Source organism: Caballeronia jiangsuensis, assembly GCF_046030135.1.
Classification (GTDB): domain Bacteria; phylum Pseudomonadota; class Gammaproteobacteria; order Burkholderiales; family Burkholderiaceae; genus Caballeronia; species Caballeronia jiangsuensis.
Genome location: NZ_JAQQDB010000135.1, coordinates 1 through 427 on the forward strand (window position 1 = coordinate 1; position 427 = coordinate 427).

The window sequence follows — 427 nt, forward strand, 5'->3', positions numbered from 1 at the left end:
CTTTGCGTGATCCGCGTTCAGGTGCGTGAAGAAGCGTCCGTCGGGCGTCATCACGTCGATCTCGTGGCCGGGTTTCAGGGTATCGAATGCGAAGTTCGAGAAGCGCCCGCCACGCACGCGCTTGATGCCGATGCGCAATTCGCCGTCGCGATCGTAGTCGGTCACGCCCACGCAGATCGAGTACGAACGGCGCGTCTCCTCGCCATCGATATGCGTCTTGAGCGTCACGAACTGACCCTGCGTGAAGCGAAACGCATCGCGCAGCGCGGGCGGCACCTCGAACGAAACGGTAAACGCGTCGGCGGTTTCGGGGCGGACCTCACGGATGCGCAGCGGATGGAATTGCGGAGTCGCCATGTTTTTTCGGCTCGCTATCGTTGATTCGGTTGATTCGGTTCAGTACGGCTTGAAGTAGTCGAACGGCTCG

General features: G+C 60.9%; 1 protein-coding gene. It reads right to left on the reverse strand.

Annotated features, from left to right (window positions below; genetic code table 11):
• Positions 1-357, reverse strand: a 357-nt coding sequence (locus PQR08_RS38700) for an FAD-binding oxidoreductase (protein ID WP_408164512.1), incomplete at its 3' end; no start/stop codon positions are given.
• Positions 358-427: the final 70 nt, after the last annotated feature.